Origin of the sequence: Streptomyces sp. SID3343 (genome assembly GCF_009865215.1) — a bacterium.
Classification (GTDB): Bacteria; Actinomycetota; Actinomycetes; order Streptomycetales; family Streptomycetaceae; genus Embleya.
In genome coordinates this window covers 1-20,106 of sequence record NZ_WWJX01000099.1, presented here as the reverse complement: position 1 = coordinate 20,106, position 20,106 = coordinate 1, and the positions used below count along the sequence as shown (strand labels likewise).

At 69.7% G+C, this 20,106-nt stretch carries 11 protein-coding genes and 1 pseudogene; 5 read left to right on the top strand and 7 right to left on the bottom strand.

The genetic code is table 11. The features are described 5' to 3' along the window. Positions 1–24 precede the first annotated feature (24 nt). The 3 genes from GT354_RS03130 (at position 25) to GT354_RS03120 (ending at position 3,150) form a co-directional block, all read left to right on the top strand. Positions 25–1,155, top strand: coding sequence for a DnaB-like helicase N-terminal domain-containing protein (locus GT354_RS03130; protein WP_161354604.1), 1,131 nt, complete (start codon positions 25–27; stop codon positions 1,153–1,155). A 764-nt stretch (positions 1,156–1,919) separates the two neighbouring features. After that, positions 1,920–2,900 carry a beta-ketoacyl-ACP synthase 3 gene (locus GT354_RS03125; protein ID WP_202511475.1) on the top strand — a complete coding sequence of 327 codons (981 nt, stop codon included), beginning with the start codon at positions 1,920–1,922 and terminating at the stop codon, positions 2,898–2,900. Between the two features lie 19 nt (positions 2,901–2,919). Then, on the top strand, positions 2,920–3,150 hold the full coding sequence (locus tag GT354_RS03120) for an acyl carrier protein (RefSeq protein WP_161354602.1): 231 nt from the start codon (positions 2,920–2,922) through the stop codon (positions 3,148–3,150). Between the two features lie 208 nt (positions 3,151–3,358). Here the strand turns inward: GT354_RS03120 and GT354_RS03115 are convergent, their stop codons facing one another. The 6 genes from GT354_RS03115 to GT354_RS03090 all read right to left on the bottom strand — a co-directional run bounded on the left by GT354_RS03115 (position 3,359) and on the right by GT354_RS03090 (position 17,636). Then, positions 3,359–4,192: a methyltransferase gene (locus tag GT354_RS03115; RefSeq protein WP_161354601.1), complete on the bottom strand. Its 834-nt coding sequence runs from the start codon at positions 4,190–4,192 to the stop codon at positions 3,359–3,361. Between the two features lie 213 nt (positions 4,193–4,405). Continuing rightward, positions 4,406–6,946, bottom strand: coding sequence for an FAD-dependent monooxygenase (locus GT354_RS03110; protein WP_161354600.1), 2,541 nt, complete (start codon positions 6,944–6,946; stop codon positions 4,406–4,408). Between the two features lie 4 nt (positions 6,947–6,950). Next, positions 6,951–14,135: a non-ribosomal peptide synthetase gene (locus GT354_RS03105; protein ID WP_161354599.1), complete on the bottom strand. Its 7,185-nt coding sequence runs from the start codon at positions 14,133–14,135 to the stop codon at positions 6,951–6,953. After that, on the bottom strand, positions 14,132–15,391 hold the full coding sequence (locus tag GT354_RS03100) for a cytochrome P450 (RefSeq protein ID WP_161354598.1): 1,260 nt from the start codon (positions 15,389–15,391) through the stop codon (positions 14,132–14,134). Before GT354_RS03100 ends, GT354_RS03105 begins: the two co-directional genes overlap by 4 nt. Before the next feature lie 31 nt (positions 15,392–15,422). Next, positions 15,423–16,403 (bottom strand): methyltransferase domain-containing protein, encoded by a 981-nt coding sequence (locus tag GT354_RS03095; RefSeq protein WP_346011826.1) that lies wholly within the window; start codon positions 16,401–16,403, stop codon positions 15,423–15,425. Positions 16,404–17,084: 681 nt separating this feature from the next. Further along, positions 17,085–17,636: an EF-hand domain-containing protein gene (locus GT354_RS03090; RefSeq protein WP_161354597.1), complete on the bottom strand. Its 552-nt coding sequence runs from the start codon at positions 17,634–17,636 to the stop codon at positions 17,085–17,087. 630 nt (positions 17,637–18,266) lie between these two features. Here GT354_RS03090 and GT354_RS03085 point away from each other — a divergent pair. Together GT354_RS03085 and GT354_RS03080 are read left to right on the top strand one after the other, a co-directional pair. Next, entirely contained in the window at positions 18,267–19,151 is an 885-nt protein-coding gene (locus GT354_RS03085; RefSeq protein WP_161354596.1) for an SDR family oxidoreductase, read from the top strand. Positions 19,152–19,201: 50 nt separating this feature from the next. Further along, a complete protein-coding gene (locus GT354_RS03080; RefSeq protein WP_161354595.1) occupies positions 19,202–19,651 on the top strand; it encodes a nuclear transport factor 2 family protein in 450 nt (149 codons plus the stop codon). Positions 19,652–19,779: 128 nt separating this feature from the next. Here GT354_RS03080 and GT354_RS03075 read toward each other — a convergent pair. Next, positions 19,780–20,106 (bottom strand): annotated as a pseudogene (locus GT354_RS03075) (transposase); the annotation flags it as partial.

Sequence of the window (20,106 nt, the reverse complement as noted above, 5' to 3'; positions counted from 1 at the left end):
GCCCCGCCACCCCGAGGAGGCGACGTGCATCCCCATCTCCACGCCGAACAGGCGCTCCTGGGCGCACTGCTGCTGGAGCCCACGCGAGTGGAGGACGTGCGTGGGCGGCTTCTGCCCGAGCACATGTACCGACCCGCACACGACGCCCTCTACCGCGTCCTGCTCGAACAACCGACCCCACCCGATGCGGCCGTCACCATGGCCACGCGCGTAATGGCCCTGGTGGTCGCGGCCGGGGAACTTGCCGCCGGCATCACACCCATCTACGCCCACACCCTCATGGCCGCATGCCCCCACCCCCGCAACGCGACCCTGTACGCGCGGATGATCGTCGAAGCCGCCGACCATCGCGCCATCGCCCGACACGCCACCCGGCTCGGCCAGGTCGCCGCAGCCGACCAGGCCCGCGACGGACTCGCCGACACTCTCACCCACCACCAGGCCCTGCACACCGCCCTCGACGACCTCGCCCACCGATGGGGCGAACCCCAAGGCACGACCCCACCGGCCCCCGTGCTCCTGCCGCCCGCGACCCCGTGCCCGCGCGACCTCGTCGAGGAACAGGCCCTGGTGGCGGCCCTCGTCGGCAACCCCACGCCCCTGACCGAGATCCGCCGATGGCTGTTGCCCTCCGACTTCGCCGACCGCGCCCACCGGGCCCTGTACCAAAGCGTCGCTGCCCTCGCTCACCGCGGCGAGACGGTCGACCCCCTCACCGTCATGTGGGAGGCCCAACGACGCGGACACCTCGCCGACGGCAGCCTCACCCCGGAATTCGTCCTGAACATCGCCGCATCCGGCGTCGGCGGCAGCACCGACTACCACGCCCGACGCGTCCTGCGTGCCGCCCTGATCCGAACCGCCGCAGCCACCGCGCACGCCGTACGCACCCACGCCGACGACCCGATGCTGCCGATCCGCCGGTTCCTCGCCGCCACACGCCTGGCGATGGCCCAACTCGACGAGATCCGAGAACGCTGGCACACAGCCCTCGGAGAACCCGCGCCCCAACCACCAGCCGAGACGGCCGGGCCTGTGAATGACGCGACCACGGTCGCCGCACGATCACGCACCACCGTGGTCCGCGCCCCCGGCACGGCAGCCCCGGCACCAACGCGGACGGCGAACGTGTCAGCCGGGCGAAGCCGCTCCTAGGCAGGCACCTCGGCGGACGCGCACCCCGTTCCCGTCCCCGCGCGGAAACGGGAACGGCGCGCCGAGGCCCTTTGCGGTATAGACAGGCGGTTCGCCTCGCGAAGGTATCGTTCGACCAATCACCCGAACGGGTGATCGTCAGCCTTCGTTGGTACCTGAGAAGGTAGGCTAGAAGTGCTCTCCGGGTCGGTCCATTGCCGCTGGAAGAGAGTCTCCACGCGTGATGTCCCAATGCGGACTGTGTGCGTGGCCCCGCTACCGGGCGTCCGGCCCCGATACCCTGCACCTCCGTCCTCTCGCCCGGAACTGGGTATTGCCCAAGACCTCCGGCTCATTGAGCTGAGCGCCGGTTTGAGTGAGCGTGGCGGCGGCGAGCGGTGTCCCTGTGGCGATGATGCGAGTCGTTCGGACCGTCGGCCGTTCGGCGTGACACGACCGGGCTGCATAGGACATTATGTGTTCGTTCAACTACGCAGTGTGCTTTCTTGTTCTCGGGCGTCTTCGGATGCTGCGTTGCATCTTTGTCGGCGTTCTGGACGGGAAGTCTCGGACGGGGGCACTGGCGGAAGAAGTCACCGGCTCCGAGTACAGCGGCTCTCGCCCTGATCTGCCAGGTCATCGCCTCATCCGGTTGCGTCCCGGGTCGGCGACCGAGCCGTTCGAGGGTCGTTCTGGAATGTGGCGAGGTTGCCCGGACGTGATCCCGGTCCACGGCCGAAGTCGAGGGTGGAGAAGTGAGGGGTCGAGGAGTTCCGGCGTCCGTCCTGGTGGGTGTCGGATCGTGTTTGCCGCCACGCCAAGTGGCCAATGAAGAGCTGGCCGAGCGCCTGGGCCGGTCGTCCGAATGGATGTTCCAGCGTTCCGGCATCCGATTCCGGCACATCGTGGACCCGGGTACCACCAGTGGGGATCTGGCCGTCGCGGCCGGCCGCGAGGCACTGGTCCGGTCCGCAGTCGGCGATGTCGCGGCCGTGGTCGTCGCCACCACATCGCCGGACAGACTGTGCCCGGGCACCGCTCCGAGCGTCGCCTCACGGCTCGGCCTGGCCGGTGCGGCCGCGCTGGACGTCCAGGCTGTGTGCGCCGGTTTCGTCTACGGCCTGGGTGTTGCGCAGGGCCTGATCGCTGCGGGCACGGCTGACAGCGTTCTGGTGATCGGCACCGATACCTTCTCGCTGATGGTCGACCCGGATGACCCGACGAGCATGCTCTTCGGCGACGGCGCCGGCGCCGTTGTTCTGCGTTCGGGCCACTGCGAGGAACCCGGTGCTCTGGGGCCCTGCGTGCTGGGCAGTGATGGCGGCGGTCGCGACCTGATCACCGTACGCGGCGGCGGATCCGAAGAGCGCTCAGAGGCATGCGGTGCCCCGGCGGATCCGTATCTGCGTGTGGAGGGACGGGAGGTGTTTCGACGGGCCTTGGAGCAGATGGACTCTGCCTCCCGCGCGGCTTTGGACGCCGCGAGGTGGAAGCCGCAGGACGTGGACCGGATCGTCCCCCATCAGGCAAACGCGCGGATCACCGCCATGCTCACGGACCGACTGAGCATCGAGGCCGACCGCGCTCTGTCCAATATCGAGCAGGTCGGCAACACCTCGGCCGCTTCGATTCCGATCCTGCTTGATCACGCTTGCTGCGCCGGAGATCTCAAGCCCGGGCACCGCGTCCTGCTCACGGCCTTCGGCGGCGGCTTGACCTGGGGCGCCACCACCCTCGTGTGGCCGCACCTCGCCCGCCCGCACTAACCCACTCCGGAGAGACGGCATGTACGACACTTTGATCAACATCCTGACGGACAAATTCCAGGTGCAGCCCGATCTGCTCGCCCCCGAAGCCACGCCGACGGCCCTTGGCCTGGACTCACTGTTCGTGGTGGAACTGTCCCTCGTGCTGGAACGAGACCCCGGATGCAAGATCGGCCTCGACGAACTTGAGGAGGCAAGCACTCTGGCCGGCATCGCGCAGTTGATGCAGGACAGGAAGGATGCGGTTTGAGGGCCCGCGATTCATGAGGTAACACACGGCCGCCGGCAGGATCCGTTCGGACGGCGGCAGCGGCCACGAACGGCCCCTTCCAAGGCCTTCACCCCCGCGTCTGACCGACCTGGTCGTTCCTCGCCGGGGGTGTGGTCCGGACAGGGGCCACCGAAGAATTCAACGGCCGGTCCGTTCCGATGTTGTCGGAGAGAGTGCCGAAAGGACGTCAGCGCTCGGTGGCGTCCAGGGGGCGCCGGAACATCAGGGCGTGCACGGTGAAGCGTGACCCGTCGAAATCCGCCCGGCCCGCTGCCCGCCGCTCCTTCAACAGGCTCAGCATGGCGTCCTTGTGCTCGGTATACGCCAGGAGTGGAATGTCCATCTCGAAGATCGCCAGCGTGTCGCTTTCGTAGGCACGCGCGGTGAGTTCCGTGATGGTCCGGGGAATGTCGGCGAGCGAGGAGTGCGCCATGAGCAGGGTTCCGCCCGGCGCGAGCAGCGTGTCCATCCGCTCGACGACGGAGTCGTATACCGCGCGGCCGCCCCTCCGGGCGACGAGAGCGGTTTCCAGCCCGTCGTCCCTCGCATAACTCGGGTCGTAGGGCAGGTGCGGCGGATTGGTGATCACCAGGTCGAACCGCTCGTCCGGTGTGTACTCCTCCAGCGGCGAGGTGACACAGGTCAGTCGTGTGGCGTCGAGACCGTTGCTCACGACGTTCGCCGCGGTCTGGGCGGCCGAAGCGGGGTTGATGTCCAGTGCTGTCACCCGTTCGGCGCCGGCCGCGAGCAGAGCAAGGCTGTAGAGACCGGAACCGGCCCCGATGTCCAGGGCATTGACGCCCTTCAGGTCAGGAGCGTCGCCGCCGTTGAGGGCGGCGATCAAGCTCAGCCCGCAGTCGGTCGGGAACAGAACTTCGGCGGGGTCCTCCACCGCGAGCCGCAGTCGCATGCCGCGGAACTCGAAGATCCCGCACGAGGGCCGGGCCTCCCACAGCGATCCGTTCTCGCCGACGGGCAGGACACGGCGCTGGGTCGGCATCTGGATCAAGGTATCGGTCATCGCGGCGGGTGCCTTTCGAATGGAGGGGAACGGCCAACGGGATTCGAGGACCGAAACCATGCGGGAATCCGCGAGATCCGGCGCGTATTCACCCGGGCAGGGTGCGGCTGCGGCAGCGGAGAGTCGGGGTGCCGGGAGACGCGGCGGTCGACGGGAACGACGTGCGGATGCGGATCGGTAAGGGAATTGGTGGTACGCGATGGCTTCGCCCGGTCACTCGGAGAGGGCGGACAGCACGGTACGCACGGAGTCGTCAGCGATACGCTGTCCACGCAGGGCCGGGATCAGGTCCTCGATGTAGCTGAAGTTCCAGGCGAGTCGGCCGTGGCTGGTGGTGGCTGTCGCCACGATGGCGCCCATCACCGAGATGCCTGTGATGAACTGGGCATCGCTGACTCGCCACGATCCCGCCCGGTCGGGGAACTCGTAGCGGCCGACGTTGGACAGGCACAGGTTGATCGGGCCCTTCTCGTCCATGAACCGCATGAATGACTGGCTGTCGGCCAGCGACTTCGGTCCTGCCCAGCGTGCCAGGCTGATCGTGGCCAAGTGCTCTTGGCGCCTCCGGCGTCGCACCAGGTCCTGGCTGATCGCCCGGGCCATGGGCCACAGTGGCTTGCCGGGCTCGTAAAGGACGCGCGAGGGAACCGTGGCCACATAGGTGCCGACCTCGTCGTGGGACACCGCCGGATCGAGGTCACCGCGAAAGTCGACCGGCGAGCCGATCGAGAAATGAGTGGCCGCCGGAGTTTCCGCGTCCCGGGCGACAGCCGTCACGATCGCGGCGGCGAGGGCTCCGTGGACCGTGGTGCCGTGTTGCTTGGCCGCTCGCACCAGCAGATCCAACTGGTCGGCGGTGAGGAGTCTGTGCTCCACCCGGGTGCGCCGCTGTCCGAACGGAACCTGGCGGCTGGGGACGACGCGCTGCGCGGGGCCCCGCCAGGCCTCCTGCTGATCCCGCAGCATCATGGCCCTGAACCCCGCGACACCCGCCGCACCACGGTGGCGACGCGGGAGCAGGTCCTCCGTCGCGGGCAACACCCGTCGCGAGGTGGCTTGACGCGGAGCGCCGCGGCCCGGTTGCGCGGCGAGCTCGATCCACTCCCGGAGCAGGGACAGGCACGTCTTGCCGTCGGCGATGATGTGCGATGCCGTCAGCAGCAGGTCGTGGACATTCCCTTCGTCCTCGCCGCCCGTCCCTTTCGAGGTGATCACCACCGCGCGCACCAGCGGCCCGGTGCGCCAGTCGATGCTCTCCACGAGCTCGCGATCGTTGACCTCGCGCTCCCACCGGGTGTCGGCCGCAGGATCGTCCGGCGCCACAGGGACGTGCCGAAGCGGGATCTGCCGCCCGTCCAGCGGCGTGAAGGCGGGGTGCGCTCCGATGCCGTCGTCGGCGATCGCGACGCGCAGCAAGGGGTGCCGGATCTGGAGGACATCCAGGGAGCGGCGGTGCAGCGACGGGGGCAGGTGTCCGTGGACACGGGCCCGGGCGATGACGTTGAGGGGCGAGGTCTGGTCGGCGATCCAGTACAGGCGCTCCAGGGGACTGAGCTCGCGCCGGACGCTGCCGGGTTCGGCGGCCGGGCCGTCCGGGAAGGTGAGGGCCTTCGCGATCCGCCGGGCGAGGACATGGCGGGGCGCCAGCCGGAAGTAGCCGTCCCGGACCAGCCGCCGACGGGGGCGGGCCGCCTGCTCCAGGTCGCTCATCCTGCGGGACTCGGCCACCATCGCTCTGGTGCGGTCACGGCGCCGCCCTTCGTAGGCGCGCAGTGCCGGCACCACGTCGTCGCCCATCGCGTGCTCGGCGAGCGTACGTGCCAGCACGACGGCGTCCTCGATGGCGATGGCGGCTCCCTGGGCGAGCGTGGTCAGCATGGGGTGGGCGGCGTCGCCGAGCAGGGTGACGGGGCCGTCGCCCCACTGTTCCAGGAAGGCTCGGTCACGCGAGGGCACGGTGAGGACGTCCTCCTGTGGCGTGGCCTCGATCACCGCCCGCACCTCGTCGGCCCAGCCCTCGTATGCCCGCCTGAGGCTGTCCTTGACGCGGTTCGGGGCGAGCGAGTCGACGGGCGTGCTCATGGCCGCCCACCAGTAGCAACGGCCGTGGCCGATGTCGATGAGGCCGAAACGCTGTCCGCTGCCCCAGTAGTGGCGCACGGCGCCCACGGTGAGGAGCGGGTGCCGAAAGGGGACGATGCCGAGCCGGATGAGGTAGCCGCTGTCCCGAGCCGCCTCGGGGCCGACGAGGTGGCGCCGTACGGCCGAGTTGAAGCCGTCGGCGCCGATCAGGATGTCCCCGCTCGCCGAACCGCCGTCGGTGAAGCGGACGGTGACGCCCGCGCCGGCGGCCTCGAAGCCGACGGCGGTCGCCCCCAGGCGGATCGGGCAGTCCCCGACCTCCGCCAACAGGGCCTCCTGGAGGTCCGCGCGACTCAGGCAGAAGCTGGGCGCGCCCGCCTGGTCGCAGGCGTCCTTGAACGGCAGGTCTCTGATCCGTCGGCCGCGCCGGTCCATGACCGTGAACGACTCCACGGCCTGGCCGCGCTTGTCCAGGCCGAGGTCGATGTCCAAGCCGGCCAGGGCGGTGACGGCGTTGCTCATGACCGACAGACCGGAGCCGGCCTCGCGCAGCTCGGTGGCGCGCTCGTACACCTCGACGTCGATCCCGACGCGCCGCAGCGCGACCGCACAGGTCAGACCGCCGATGCCGGCGCCGATGACAAGGGCCTTCGCAGGTCGTCCCGATGACATGCTGTCAGCTCTCCCGGCCGGTTCGGGCGAAGTCGGTCCTGATCAGATCCGCGACGGTGCCGGCCACGTGTGCCACGTACGGTTCCTCCATGATCGTCAGGTGGTCGCCGGGGACACGGACGACGTGAATCCGACCGCTGGTCATGGTGCTCCAGCCGTTGCAGGGGTCTTGGTGGCGGGTTCCGGCGGCGTGGTGCATGGCGGACAGGACGGCGGGCAGCGGCTCCGAGGCGCGGATAAGGGTGAGGTCCTGGTCCTCGCGCGGGGGCCGGTAGGCCAGCGTGGCCTGCCAGTTCGCCCGGTAGACGCCGAACAGGCGGCGGATGACGGCCCCGGAGCTGCCGGCCGGCAGAACGCCCCGCTCGCTCGCGACGCGGGCCATCAACGCGAACTTCTCCTCCCGCGAGCGGAGTCCGTCGGGGATGATCCGTGCGGGTGTCGCGCCACCGTCCCGCAGCCAGAGCAACTCGTGGAAGAACCACTCCAGCAGGGCCTCGTCGTCGTGCGGGGCGCGCGGCCCCTGGTCCAAGGCGGTGGTGTCCACAACCAGCAGGGCCGCCTGCTCGCCCGCCGCCCGCAGGCGACGGGCGATCTCGAAGGCGACGAAGCCGCCGAAGGACCATCCGCCGATGGTGTAGGGGCCGTGCGGCTGCACCGTCCGCAGCGCGGTGAGGTAGCTGTCCGCGAGGTCCTCCACACTGCGTAGCGGTGTGGTGCCGGGGTCGGCTCCGGCGGCTTGGAGCGCGTGCAGCGGCTGGTCGTTCGGGAGGTGCCGGGCGAAGCCGACGTAGCACAGTACGTTGCCGCCCATCGGGTGGACCATGAACAGCGGCGGGCGGGTGCCCTGTGGGCGGATCGGCACCACGGGGTCGTAGGCGGCTCTCGCCCCGCCGTCGCGCAGCCGTGCCGCGAGTGCGGCGGGCGTGGGTGCCGCGATGAACTCCGACAGGGGGATGTGCACCTTGTAGCGCTGTTCGATCCGGACCACCAGGCGCATTACGGTCAGGGAGGTGCCACCGAGGTCGAAGAGACTGTCGTGTACCCCCACGTCGTCCAGGGACAGCACGTCCGCCAGCATCTCGGTCAGCGCCCGCTCGTACGCGTCGCGTGGCCCGGCATCGGGGGCGCGACCGGGGGCGGTCAGCGGTGCCCGGCGCAGTGCGGCGTCGTTGCGCTTGCCGCTGGGGGTCAGCGGCCACTGGGAGAGCCATTGCAGGTGCGAGGGGACCATGTAGTCGGGCAGGGTGGCACGCAACCGCTCACGGATGCCGGCCAGGTCCGCGTCCGTGCCCTCGCCGAGGAGGAATGCGGCGAGGAAGGTCTCGCCGTCCGCGCGCCGACGAGCCACGACCGCGGCGTCACGCAGGCCCTGGCACCGCTCCGCCAGGCCGGTGACGGCCAGTTCCACCTCGGCCGGCTCCACGCGAAAGCCCCGCACCTTGACCTGTGCGTCGTCGCGTCCGAGGAAGACGACGTCTCCGCCCGGAAGCACCATGCCCAGGTCGCCCGTGTAGTAGAGCTTGCGGTCTTCGTTCGAGAAGGGATGTGGGAGGAACCGCTCCTTGGTCAGGTCGGGGCGGCCCTCGTAGCCGTCGGCCAGGCAGGCGCCGCCCAGGTAGACATCGCCACGCGCCCCGACCGGAACCGGACGCAGCCGCTCGTCCAGGACGTGCACCTCGGCCCCGGTGATGGCGCCGCCGATCGGCGGCAGCGCGGGGAAGGCCGCAGGGTCCCCGGTCATGGTGAACGCGGTGACCACATGTGTCTCGGTCGGGCCGTACTGGTTCTCCAGCACGGCTCCCGGGAGTTTCGCGCACAGCGCGCGGATCTCCTGGGTGACGCGCAGTTGCTCGCCGCAGATGATCAGAATCCGCAGGGTCCGAGGGGTGATGCCCAGAGTGCCGGCGGCTTCGGCCAGTTGTTGGAGGCCCACCGGGGGGAGGAAGACCTGTTCGATGCGCTCGCGGTCGAGCAGGCGCAGCAGTGCGGGCATGTCGCGCCGCTCGGCGTCACCGGCCAGGCACAGCGTGCCGCCGAAGCACAGCGTGGAGAAGATCTCCTGGAAGGAGATGTCGAAGGTCAGCGGTGCGTACTGCAGAGTCACCCCGCCCGCGGCTGCGCTGGGCGCCCGGTTCTGCCAGGCCACCAGGCCGGCCAGGGTGCGGTGCGGCATGGCGACGCCCTTGGGGGCTCCGGTGGAGCCGGAGGTGAACAGGACGTACGCGGTGTTCTCTACCTCCGGCCCGCCCTGCGCCCGGCATGTCGGCGCCGGTGCGGTGACCGACTCGGCGGGCAGCAGCAGCGCCGGGTCACCGGCGAGGTGAGCGTACGCGGACTCGGCCACGACGCGGAAGGGCCGGACCTGCTCCAGCATCGCGGCCAGCCGGGGGGCAGGGTAGCCGACATCCATCGGGACGACCGCGCATCCGGCCCGCAGGACACCCAGGAGCACGGCGATGGTCAGCGGGGACCGGTTCATGGCGATCCCGATCCGGGCGTTCGCCGGGGCGCCGAGTGCGCACAGCCGCCCGGCCACGTTCTCGGCGGCCTCGGCCAGCCGAGCGTAGCTCCACCGTTCCTCGCCCATCACCAGCGCGGTCGCGTCAGGGGTGCGCGCGGCCTGTTCGGCGAAGCGCGCCACGACCGTGGGTTGCTCCGCGGGGGTGGCGAGGACCGGACTGGAGGCAAGGAAAGCGAAGTCCGGTTTACTGTGCGGCTGTTCCGTCATGCGGCGCAGGATGCTCAGGTAGCCGGCCGCGAAGAGGTCGCCCTGCTCGGCGGAGAACGTCGCGCCGTCGCAGTCGACCCGCAGCCACATGCCGGTGCCGTCCGGTTCGGTGACCGCGTTCACCAGAAGCCGGAAGTCGTTCTCCTCCCAGGTGCGGAACTCCGTGAGCCGCAGACCGGGCAGGCCGAGGACGTGGGAAAGCTGGTGGAAGTGCACGTAGTTGAAGGCGGTGTCCACGACGGGCCCACCGTGGTCCTCCTGGATGGCGCTCAGCGGGTAGCGACGGTGGGGGTGGCTGTCCTGCTCCTGGCGAAAGCTCTCGCGCGCCACGTCCAGCCAGCTGTCCGGTGCGGTGTCCAGGCGTACTGGCACGGTGTTCAGGAAGAGTCCGGCGGTGCGCTCCGCTCCGGCCAGTTCGGGCCGGCCGTGGGTGATCAGGCCCGTGGTCACGTCACGGGTACCGGCGAACATGGCCAGCGTCAGGCCGTGCGCCGCGAGGAGTACGGACTTCACGGGCAAGGCGTGTTCGGCCGCGAAGTGCCGCACTCGCTCGACGAGGGCTCCGGGCAGGTCGACCCGCCGCGAGGCCGGCGGGTGGCCGGTACCGGGCAGGTGGGGCGAGAACGCCTCGATCGGCACGGGCTCGCAGCCGGTCAGCTTCTTCCGCCAGTAACGCCGGGCCTCCTCTGAACGCAGGGCGGCCTGTTCCAGCCGCGCGTGGGCCGCAGGTGAGGGAGGCACCGTGTCGTCGACGGGGCCGGCATCCAGGCCGAGGCCGTGGGCGTAGTCCTGGAGCAGTTCCTGGAGCAGGGTGGCGACGCTGCCGCCGTCGAGGAGCGCGTGGTGGAAACTGAGCACCAAGTCGACGGTGGCGGGACGCACATGGGCCCGGAACAGGTACAGCGGCGCCCGGTCGAACACGTAAGGGTGGCGGCGGCGTTCCTCGATATGCGCGCGCACCTCGGCCTCGGCCACCGCGCTGTCGAGCGGACGCAGGTCCGCGATCTCCAGGCCGCCGCGCACCTGCCGGCGGACGACCTGCAGCGGTTCGGCGGCGGCCAGGTCGAAGGCCGAGCGCAGCGCCGGATGCCGTGCCGTCAGCCGGTCGAAGGAGCGGCGGAAGCCCTCTTCGTTCCACGGCATTTCGAGGGTGTACCGGAAGACGTCCCGATACCTGGCCGAGGTTTCATGCCTGCGGCTGTGGTAGAGCAGGCCGAGCTGGAGCCGGGTCAGCGGGTAGGCGTCCTCGGCGTTCCGCAGGCGGGGCCGGTCGACGGCGGCCACGAGGGCGAACGGGGCCGGGACGGCCTCGGCCCCGCCGGCGTCGCGGTCCCGGGCGTGCACGGCCAGGCCGGCCACCGTCGGGTTCCGCAGGAGGTCGGTGAGCGAGAAGCGCAGGCCCCGGGCCTCCGCCTCGGCGCGCACCTTGAGCATCAGGATCGAGTCGCCACCGAGGGCGAAATAGTCGTCGTGTACCCCCACGACCGCATGACCCAGGACACCGGCCCAGACGTCGGCCAGGACGGCCTCGGTACGGTTGCGCGGCTGCCCGCCGCCGGTGGCCTCCGGGGCGTCGTGCGATGGTGGCAGCGCGTGGCGGTCGGCCTTGCCACTCGGGGTCAGCGGCACGCCGTCGAGCCGGGTGAAGGACGCCGGGACCATGAATGCCGGCAGCTTCCGCCCCAGACGCTCGCGCAGCAGCACCGTGGCGATCGGGGCGTCGGCGACGTAATAGCCGGCCAAGACGGTTCCCCGGTCGGGGGTGGTACGGCCCACGACGATGGCGTCCAGTACTCCGGGCACCGCACGAAGGACTGCGGCCACCTCGTCGGGCTCGACGCGGTTGCCGCGGATCTTGACCTGGCTGTCGGCCCGCCCGAGGTACTCCAGGGTGCCGTCCGCGAGCCATCGGGCCAGGTCCCCGCTGCGGTAGAGGCGGCCGCCCGGCACGAACGGGTCGTCGCCGAACTTCTCGGCGGTCAGCTCCGGGCAGTCGAGATACCCTCGGGCGACGCCGGCTCCGCCGATGCACAACTCGCCGACGACTCCTACGGGTTGCGGCAGGTCGTCGGTGCCCAGCACGTACAGCCTGGTGTTGTCGATCGGCCGGCCGATGGGCACCCGCGCGATGGGGCGGGCGGGGTCGCCCGGGCAGTCGTAGAACGAGACGTCGACGGTGGCCTCGGTCGGGCCGTAAAGGTTCACCAGTCGCACCGGGTGCTCGGCGTCGCCCTCGCGATGGCACCGCTCGGCCAAGCGGTTGAACTGCTCGACCCGGGCGGCGGGCAGGGCCTCGCCACTGCTGAAGACGTACCGCAGCGTCCGGATGGCCTGGTGTGAGGAGGCCGACTCCTCCAGCAGGTCGAGGAACGGGCCGAGCATCGAAGGGACGAAGTGTACTGCGGTGACCCGGTGTTCGCCGATCGCCCGCAGGACCTCGCGCGGGTCCCGCTGGCCGCCGGGCGGCAGCAGGGCCACGGTCGCGCCCTCGACGGCCCACCAGAACAGTTCCCACACCGAGACGTCGAAAGAGACCGGCGTCTTCTGCAGGAGGACGTCCCGTTCCCCGAGCGGGTGGCGACGCTGCATCCACGCGAGGCGGTTGACCACACTGTGGTGCTCGACCATGACGCCCTTGGGCTGTCCGGTCGAGCCGGAAGTGTAGATGACGTAGGCGAGGTCACGGGAGCCGGCGAGCGGCTCGACCGGAGCTCCGCTGCCGTTCAGCAGGTCGCCGACGCGTCGCACGGTCGCGTCCTCGGGTAAGCCGGCGGGCGCGTCGCCATCGACGATCACCACCTTGGCACGGCTGTCGCGCAGCAGAAAGTCCACCCGCTCGACCGGGTAGCCGGGGTCCACCGGTACGTAGGCGCCGCCGGACTTCAGCGTGCCGAGCAGCGCGACCAGCAGGTGCGGTCCCCGCTCCGCCATCACCGCGACCCGGTCGCCCGGGCCGACGCCCTCCGCGCGCAGGGCCCGCGCGACACGGTTGGCCCGCCCGTCGAGTTCGGCGTAGGTCAACGTCTCCCCGGACGCCGCGATGATTGCGGTCTGGTCCGGCCGGCGGGCGGCCTGCGCCTCGAATAGCCCGTGCAGGGTGGCCTGGTCCGCATAGGGAACCTGCGGGCCGTGGGCGCGCCCGGCGGTGAGATCCCGGTACTCGGCCGGCGTCAACATGGGGACGTCGGACAGTGGCCGGTCCGCCAGGTCCAGACCGTGTTCCAGGAGCGTCGTGAGGTGACCGGCCACGGAGGCAATGGGTAGGTCCTCATCGAAGACGTCGCACGCGTAATCCAGGTCGACCCGGATGTCCGTCGTGTCGTCGAACGCGGACACCATGACGCCCAGTGCATCCTGGTCGTGCGAGGGAGCCATAAGCGCCCCCCTCCGCACGACCGCGGGGACTTGGTCCGGCCGGGACCAGTTCAAGTAGGAGAGCGTCACATCGAAGAGCTGCCGTGGGCCCTGGGCCGCTGCGGGCACTTCGCGCAGGATGTCGCCGAGCGAGAGTCGTTCGTGACGCCGGAGCACGCGGGTCGAGCCCTGGATCCGGGCGAGCAGTTCCCGAACGGTCCGCCCGCCGGGTGCCGCGACCCGTAGCGGCAGGGTGTTGGCGAACTGGCCGAGAACGTCCTTGTGACGCTCCGTAGGACGGTTGAGGAAGGGGACGCCGAGCACCACCTCCTCGCTCCGATGTAGGCGCGTCAGATACGCACCGAGCATCGCCGCGACGTACGTGAACGGCCAGAAGCCCGCAGCGCGGACCCGGCCGATGACGGCACCGTCGATCACGAACGAGTGGCGGCCTCGCTCCTGCGGGCCGCTGTCCGTCGTACGGGTAAAGAGCGCGGGTGCCACGCCGAGGAGGTATTCCCGGTGGAAAGCGCGGTCACGGTCGCCGTCCGCACCGGCTCGGTAGGCGGCGTCCTCCTCGACGAACGCCAGATAGGAGGACGCCTCGCGGGTGCGCCGCTGCGGATCGTCGCCCGGCCCCCCGGCGTACTCCTGGAAGATCTCGTGGCTCAGCCGGTCGAGGGTCCAGCCATCGGCGACGATGTGATGTGCCTTGAGGTGCAGATGTGTGACGTCCGGGCTCTCCAGGAGGAGTGCGGCTTCGACCAGGGAGCCGCCGGCGAGCGGCAGGGCGGCGGCCATCGATCTGCGCATCCACTCGGCGCAGGCACTATCCGGCTTGGGTCCGTTCGAGAGATCGATCACCGTGACCGGAATACGCTCCTGCGCCACCCGTTGGACGGGAACGCCGGCGCTGTCGGCGAACCGCAGCCGGAACGTCTCGTGGCGGTGCAACACGTGCTCAGCGCAGGCGGCAAGCCTGTCGTGGTCGACCCCACCGTGCAGACGCTCGTGGAGAACGCAGTTGAACTGTGGTGATTCCGGGGTCTGGGAGCCGACGGACCACACGTCTCGCTGATAAGCAGTCAACTGATGGTTCGTGCTCACCTGTCGGGGTTTCCTTCGAGTCGTACGGGGATCTCCCTGTGCCCGTTGAAGATGAGGGAGGGCAGCGGAGTCAGACCGTCGGGCCGGACGGCGAGTTCGAGGGCGGGGAACCGGGAGAAGAGCGCGGGCAGCGCGATGCGTCCTTCGAGGCGGGCGAGTTCGGCGCCCAGGCAGTAGGTGGGGCCATGGCTGAAAGCCAGGTGCTCGCGGGCAGTGGCGCGGGTGATGTCGAAGAGATCGGCGTCCGCGCCGTGCACCCGGGGGTCGCGGCCGACCGCGGCATAGTTGATGACGAGGGCGTCGCCCCGCGAGAAGGTCAGCCCGGTCGCCTCGTCGTACAGATCCTCGATGGGGAAGCGCATCATGAAGCTGGCCACCGGAGCCTGGTGGCGCAGAGTCTCCTCCACGACCTGGTCCCAGCCGACCCGGCCCGACATGGCCAGCTCCAGCTGGGCCGGGTGGGTGAGCAGGCCGACCACGGCGTGGTCCAGCAGGTTCGCCGTGGTCCCGTAGCCGGCGCCCATCATCATCCAGAGACTGTCGGCCAGTTCCCGCTCACTGAGCAAGCCCGCGCGGTGGGCGTTGACCAGGGCACTGGTGACGTCGTCGCCAGGGTGCTCGGTCTTGACCGCGATCAGATCCGCGAGGAGCTGCGCGGCCTCGGCTGTGTTGGCGGCGGCCTGCTCCGCGGTCAGATCGGTAACGAACACGGTGTCGTTGATGCCCTGGAAGCCGTCGTGCATGGCCTCCGGCAGGCCGAGGAGCGTGGTGACCGTCAACCACGGCAGCCGCGAGGCGAAGTACGCCCGTAGGTCCACGACCCCGTCGGCGGCGGCAGCCGCCCCCGCGAGGTCGTCCAGCAGCGCGGCGGTGGTCTTCTCGATCCACGGGGCGAGGGCCCGTACGCGACGGGCGGTGAACGCCGGAACCAACGGACGGCGCAGCCTGCTGTGGTCGGGCCCATAGGCGGTCTGGACGGTGCGGATGTCGACCCAGATTCGCAACGGCCAGTCGACGGGAAGGTCGCCGTCGAGGAAGGCGGGCCAGTGCCGGTGGGCGTCCTTGGAGACCCGGGGGTGCGCCAACAACCGCCGGACCAGGCCCGGGTCGGTCACCGACCACGCCGGTACACCACCGGGCAGCTCGACCCGGGCGGCGGGCCCCAGAGCGCGCAGCGCCGCGCCTTCGCCGTGGACGTCTGCGGCGCTGCCGTCCAGGCGGTAGGGGCAGCGGTTCCGGGGAGGCGGGGAGGGCATGGCTCACGACCTCGACGGCACTAGTGGGGACTCAGGGGCGAACGGCGGTCAGGAATCCGTAGCGGAGCTGTGGGACCGCGCCGAAGAACCACTCGCCCAAGTCGGCTGCCGTTTCCCATTCGCGCGCCGCCTCGCCGTCGAGATCACTGCGTGCGGCGTCCCGCCAGGCACCGACCATGCTGTCGTAGGAACGCCGGACGTTCTCGGTGATGTCGGTGTAATCCACCACCTTCAGCCCGGCTTCCCGGAGCAGCTTCCCGTACCTGTCGGTGCTCAGCGAAAACTTGAAGAACGCGTACGCGTCGGCCATGCGGGCGACGTCCGGCAGGTCGAGTTCACCTTCGAGGTGATGCTCGGCGATGACCAGCCGTCCACCAGGACGCAGGACCCGTGCGATGTGGCCGATGGCCGCCTCCTTGTCCTTCATGTGCATCAAGGACTCGATGGCGTACGCACCGTCGAAGGACTCGTCCGGGAAAGGAAGTTCCATGGCGTCGGCCAGCCGGAACGTGGCCCGTCCGGGGAGATCCGGCGGCTGCGGGCGGTTGTTGGCCAGGTCGACCTGGTAGTCGCTGACACTGACGCCGGTGATCTGCACGGCGTGGTGCGCGATGATGCGCGCCGCGGTGCTCCCGTGGCCACAGCCCACGTCGAGCAACTGTTGGCCCTCGGCGGGGGCGAGGCGTTCGGCGACGAGGTCCGTCAGCCGGTCGGTTGCCTCCCGCATGGGGCTGTCATCCGCTTCGTCGTCCCAGTAACCGACGTGGATGTTGCCGCCGAGCGCACGGTCGTACACATCCGTGTGGCGGTTGTAGAAGGTCCCCACTTCGCCAGGGGTGTCAGGGTGTTGCGTCAGCATGAGGTGGCCTTCTTTCACGGTTCGTCGAGCCGCGTGCTGCGGTTGGGGCCGGGCGGCCCACACCGCTGGTCCTACGACGAGGACCGGGGCGGCAACCGTATCAATAGCTACAATCACGGCAATGCGGATGGAACGGATGAGCCGTGACTTCACCTCTTCGGGGACATGAACATCACCCGCCGGTGGGAACGGGCCTGCCGCAACCGGCGGTTGCGTGGCCGGGAGCCCTGTTCATGGCCGAAGGGGATGCGGGGGGCGCGTCAACCGGTGAGGGGGAGTGACACCGAAGCGGCCGTAGACGGGGAGCCTCCCGCGCCGGACTCCATCATCTGCCCCAACGTCGGCGCTGGGAACACGACTTCGTCGACCCTGTGGACAGCCACCGGTATGCCGCGTGCGCACCTGAACCATCGGATCGCTGTCCGCGCGCCCGGTGATCACCACTGCCCACAGGCCGAAGCGTCCTCGATCCGCCCGAATCCGACGATCGGAATTCAGGCGGTGGATCGAGGCTGAAACCGTGCTGGGGAATGAGCCCGTCGGGGGTGCGGCTGCCGAACGCCACAGGGCCGCCCCAGCTCATTCGTCGCGACCGCGTTCGTCGCGACGAGTACTGCAACCGCACTCGGCGTGCCGCCGCCGGTCGGGCGGCGTGTGCCACTCTTCGCGGTGCGCACCCTAAGGCTGCATCACCGAAACCTGATGATCCGGGATGCATCCGCAGTGACCGGCGCCCGGAGGTAGTCGTCCCTCACTCCGGTGTGGCTACGGTGACTTGCCCGGCCGGAGCGCATGCCGGGAGTGCGGTTGCAGTACCAACTCGCGCGAATCCGCTCAGACGCGCCCGAAGAACAGGCTGCCCGGTGCGTCCGGGTCGTTCGAGAGGAAGTGCTCGCGCACCGCGCGGATGAACTCATGGCGCGAGATCGCACCGTCCCCGTCGGTGTCCAGCTTGGTGAACATGTCCATCGCGTCGGGCGCGTCGCTCTTCCACACATCCCTCAGGAAGCGGGCGAACTCGTCCTTGCTGATCTCGTTGTCGCCGTCGACATCGATGACGTCGAAGATCGCATGGCCGCCACCCTCGGTCACGTTGAGCCGACTGGTGTCGACGACCGCGAGGCGGTTGGCCGTGACGAACTCGTCCTTCGTGAGCCGATCTCCGTCCACGCCCGCGTGACGCAGCAGCTCCAGCCAGTAGATCTGGCAGAAGGTCTGGAGCGCCCTGGCCCGGCGGTCGTTCTTGTCGAGCCGGTATGCCTGGATGTAACGGTCGGCGAGCTTCTGGTAGTCCGTCCAGTCCAGATAGCCGTCGTGGTTGGCATCCATGGTGTCGAACGTGCGCTCGAGCTTGGTGGTGATGACGTCCTGCGTCGCAGTGGTCATGCTTCCTCCTGTGGGACGAAGGGGGGAATGTCAGAAGTAACCATGACGAGCCCAGTCGTGGAGCACAACCTGTCAAGAGGCGGCCGATCCTTTTTTCACCCCTTCGGACGCACTGTCCGACGGGTCGCCAGAAATCCGAGGCCCGCCGCCGGGAGCGGATCACGACGCGCAGCCCGCTCGCCGCCGCGATGGTGGCCCCCGCCTCGACCGTCGTTGACTGCCGTGCCGGCGTCTCCCGGTGGTCGACGGCCCGCGCCCTCGGCCGGGGCCGGCGGCGCGGCGAGCATTCGGCCGTCGTCGCGGTGATGGCCCGGTCTCCCCGAGATCCGTAGCCACAGGCGGCCGGTTCTCGCGGTTCACGAACGAGCGGGATCGCCCACCCCGCGACTCCCCCGTGGGTCGGTACGACTTGCGCGGCACGATTGGGCTCTGGCAGGTTTCCGGCGCGGGTCCATCCCGGGCATTTCCGTCAACGCCCTCTACTGTGGGACCGCCAACACCCGCCATGGACCGACAAATCCGGAACTTTACCTTTGCGGAGACGGTTACGGCGAAGGGGCGGAACGGTTCGCCGCCGGCTCGCTGGACGCGGTCCTGTCCGCCTCGAAGTTCTGAACCCGGAGGAAGCACGTGCCGAAATCGTCGGGCCCGTCGTCACCCGCAGGCCGGGGTGTGGTCATCACCGGAGCCTCCTCGGGTTTGGGGGAGGTATGCGCGCTCCACCTGTCGCGGGTGGGCTTCCACGTCTTCGCCGGAGTCCGCCGCCCCGAGGACGGGGAGCGGCTGCGCGTGGCCGCCACCGGACGGCTGACCCCGGTGATCGTCGACGTGACGGACGAGAAGTCGGTCCAAGCCGCCGTATACGAGGTCACCGAGTCGGCCGGTGAAGCCGGGCTGTGGGGATTGGTCAACAACGCGGGCATCGCCGTCACGGCTCCACTGGAATGCGTACCGAGCGAGCTCATGCGCCGACAGTTGGACACCAACGTCACGGGTCAACTGCTGGTCATCCAGGGATTCTTGCCGCTGCTGCGGGCCGGCGCCGGACGGATCGTCAACGTGACCTCGGGCCTTGGGAACATCGCAATCCCCTACCTCGGCGCCTACGCCGCCGCCCAGTTCGCCAAGGAAGCACTCAGCGACGCGCTGCGCCGCGAGCTCGCCCCGCAGCGAATCCCCGTCGCGGTGGTCCAGCCGGGCGCCGTCCTGACCCCGCTCTGGGACAAGATGTCCGGCGCGGGCAACCGGGCGCTGGAGAGCGTCCCGGAGCCGGTCCGAGAGCTCTACCGCAGCACGTTCCCGCGGTTCATGGAAACCAACGAAACCTCGGCCCGGAGCAGCCGCACGACCCCCGACGACGTCGCCCGGGTGGTCTTCCGCGCGCTGGTCGCCGAGCGACCCAGAACCCGCTACCACGTCGGCCGGGACGCGACCGGCAGCCGCGTGCTGGCCAGGCTGCTGCCCGACCGGGCAATCGACCGGATCCTCGGCGGCATCGTCACTCCCGCCCACTGACCGCCATCCGCGCGACCCGACACCACAACACAGAGAAGAGGAACACCGGTATGACCTCTCCGCAGGAGCTGAAGGACCTGTTCACGCACGGCCTGGACCTGCTGTCGGAAGGCAGAATCGAGGAATGGATCGACGGCTTCACCGAGGACGGCATCCTTGAATTCCCGTATCCGGCCTGGGGCCTTCCTACCAAAATGCAGGGCCGAGAGGCGCTGCTCACCCAAATGACGATGTTCCGGGAGCAGTTGAAGGTCGAATTCTCCGAACCCGAGTTCTATACCGCCAACGAGGACGGTCTGGTCATCGCGGGCTTCACCGGCGAGTGCACTCTGATCGCCACCGGGGGCCAGTACCACCAGACCTACCTGTCGGTGGTGCGCTTTGAACAGGGGCGGATCGCGCTCTTCCGTGACTTCTGGAACCCCTCGTTGGTGATGGAGGCCGCCGGCGGCGAGCTCGCCTGGAAGCAGATCCTGCCAACGCTGGCCCCCAGCTACTGAGATTTTGGTCGTAAAGTCGGTGGACCGGTTCTCGTTCCCTGGGTTGGATGAGGAGGCCGGTTTCGGTGAGGCGGCCGTCGCTGAGGTGGGGGGGTCGCTGGATGTGGCGGAGGCCGCGTTTGAGGACAGTTGACTCTTCGGCGGGCGAGGGCGATGACGGCTTGGGTGTGGGATTTGCCTTCGCCTTGTTTGCGGTCGTAGTAGGTCTGTGAGGCGGGGCAGCAGCGGATGCTGATGCGGGCGGATTGGTAGAAGACGCGTTGGAGTCCGCGGTGGTAGTTGCGGGGGCGGTGTCGGATGCCGCTTCTGGTGCCGCTGTCGTGGGGGACCGGGGCGAGTCCGCCGTAGGCGGCGAGCCGGTCGGGTGTGGCGAAGCGGGTCGTGTCGGCGCCGGTGGCGGCGAGGAACTCGGTGCCGAGGATGTCGCCGATGCCGGGCATGCTGGTGATCAGGGC